The organism is Burkholderia sp. 4NA327C6 (genome assembly GCF_005502655.1).
Taxonomy (GTDB): Bacteria; Pseudomonadota; Gammaproteobacteria; order Burkholderiales; family Burkholderiaceae; genus Burkholderia; species Burkholderia contaminans.
Map to the genome: position 1 here is coordinate 1 of NZ_SCNZ01000109.1, position 2756 is coordinate 2756.

The following is a 2756-nucleotide window of genomic DNA, read 5'->3' on the forward strand; positions in this document are numbered from 1 at the left end:
AGCTCGGTCACCTCGCTCTCGACCTCGACGTCGACGGGTCTCTCATCGGCCAACAGCTCGATCGGCTCTCTGTCGACCGGCCTCTCGTCGACCAATAGCTCGGTCACCTCGCTCTCGACCTCGACGTCGACGGGTCTTTCGTCGGCCAACAGCTCCATCGGCTCTCTGTCGACCGGTCTCTCGTCGACCAATAGCTCGGTCACCTCGCTCTCGACCTCGACGTCGACGGGTCTCTCGTCGGCCAACAGCTCGATCAAGTCGCTGTCCACTTCGACCTCGACGGGTCTGTCGTCGGCTACCAGCTCGATCGGCTCGCTCTCGACCGGTCTCTCGTCGACCAATAGCTCGGTCACCTCGCTGTCCACTTCGACCTCGACCGGTCTGTCGTCGGCCACCAGCTCGATCGGCTCGCTCTCGACCGGTCTCTCGTCGACCAATAGCTCGGTCACCTCGCTGTCGACCTCGACGTCGACCGGTCTGTCGTCGGCCAACAGCTCGATCGGCTCCCTGTCTACCGGCCTCTCGTCGACCAATAGCTCGGTCACCTCGCTGTCCACGTCCACGTCGACCGGCCTGTCGTCGGCTACCAGCTCGATCACCTCGCTGTCGACTTCGACCTCGACCGGTCTCTCGTCGGCCAACAGCTCGATCGGCTCCCTGTCTACCGGCCTCTCGTCGACCAATAGCTCGGTCACTTCGCTGTCGACTTCCACGTCGACCGGCCTGTCGTCGGCTACCAGCTCGATCACCTCGCTGTCGACTTCGACCTCGACCGGTCTCTCGTCGGCCAACAGCTCGATCGGCTCCCTGTCCACCGGCCTCTCGTCGACCAATAGCTCCGTCACTTCGCTGTCGACTTCCACCTCGACCGGCCTGTCGTCGGCTACCAGCTCGATCGGCTCGCTCTCGACCGGTCTCTCGTCGACCAATAGCTCGGTCACCTCGCTGTCGACTTCGACGTCGACCGGCCTGTCGTCGGCCACCAGCTCGATCGGCTCTCTGTCGACCGGTCTCTCGTCGACCAATAGCTCAGTCACCTCGCTGTCCACGTCGACCTCGACCGGTCTGTCGTCGGCCACCAGTTCGATCGGCTCCCTGTCCACTGGACTGAGTTCGACCAACAGCTCGGTCACGTCGCTGTCGACTTCCACGTCGACGGGTCTGTCGTCGGCTAACAGCTCGATTTCGTCGTTGTCCACGTCGACCTCGACCGGCATCAACTCGCTGTCCACCGGCATCAGCTCGGCAAACAGCTCAGTCGTGTCGCTGTCCACGTCCACCTCGACCGGTCTTTCGTCGGCCACCAGCTCGATCACCTCGCTGTCCACCTCGACCTCGACCGCGATCGAAGCCGCGAAGACGCACTACTACAGCGTCAACGACGGTGGTGTGCAGCAAGCCAACTACAACAACAACGGCGCAACGGGCATCAACTCGCTCGCCGCCGGTGTCGCCGCCACTGCCGCGGGCGCCAGCAGCGTCGCCGTCGGCAATGCTGCAAACGCAGGCGGCGCAAGCGGCGTCGCCGTCGGCAATGCTGCGAATGCGAGCGCAAGCAACGCAGTCGCGATCGGCCCGAATGCCGTCGCGAGCAACGTCGGCAGCGTCGCGCTGGGCAGCGGCTCCACCACGGCCGCAGCCAACCCGACGCCTACCGGTACCGTCGGCGGCGTGACCAGCACATTCGCGGGCGGCAATCCGACGAGCGTGGTCAGTGTCGGCAGCTCGACCAACCAGCGCCAGGTCACGAACGTTGCGGCCGGCGCGATCTCCTCGGCCAGTACCGACGCAATCAACGGCTCGCAGCTCTTTGCAACCAATGTGGCCGTGGATTCGCTGTCGACGACGGTGTCGTCGTCCAGCAGCGCAATCTCGTCGCTGTCCACTGGCCTGAGTTCGACCAACAGTTCGGTCTCGTCGTTGTCGACTTCCACGTCGACTGGCCTCTCGTCGGCTAACAGCTCGATCACCTCGCTGTCGACCTCGACTTCGACTGGCCTCTCGTCGGCCAACAGCTCGATCACCTCGCTGTCGACTTCGACTTCGACGGGCCTCTCGTCGGCTAACAGCTCGATCACCTCGTTGTCGACTTCGACCTCGACCGGTCTCTCTTCGGCTAACAGCTCGATCACCTCGTTGTCGACTTCGACCTCGACCGGTCTCTCTTCGGCGAACAGCTCGATCACTTCGCTGTCGACCTCCACGTCGACGGGTCTGTCGTCGGCGAATAGCTCGATCACTTCGCTGTCCACGTCGACCTCGACGGGCTTGTCCTCGGCGAACAGCTCGATCACCTCGCTGTCGACCTCGACCTCGACCGGTCTCTCGTCGGCAAACAGCTCCATCGGTTCGCTGTCCACGGGCCTCAGCTCGACGAATAGCTCGGTGACATCGCTGTCGACCTCGACCTCGACCGGCTTGTCGTCGGCTAACAGCTCGATCACCTCGCTGTCGACCTCGACTTCGACTGGCCTCTCGTCGGCCAACAGCTCGATCGGTTCGCTGTCCACGGGTCTCAGCTCGACGAATAGTTCGGTGACATCGCTGTCGACCTCGACCTCGACCGGCTTGTCGTCGGCTAACAGCTCGATCACGTCGCTCTCGACTTCGACCTCGACGGGCCTGTCGTCGGCCAACAGCTCGATCACCTCGCTGTCGACTTCGACCTCGACCGGCCTCTCCTCGGCCAACAGCTCGATCACGTCGCTCTCGACTTCGACCTCGACGGGCCTGTCGTCGGCCAATAGCTCGATCAC

General features: G+C 63.7%; 1 pseudogene. It reads left to right on the top strand.

From position 1 onward, the window contains the following. Positions 1-2756 (top strand): annotated as a pseudogene (locus FFS49_RS41670) (hemagglutinin); the annotation flags it as partial.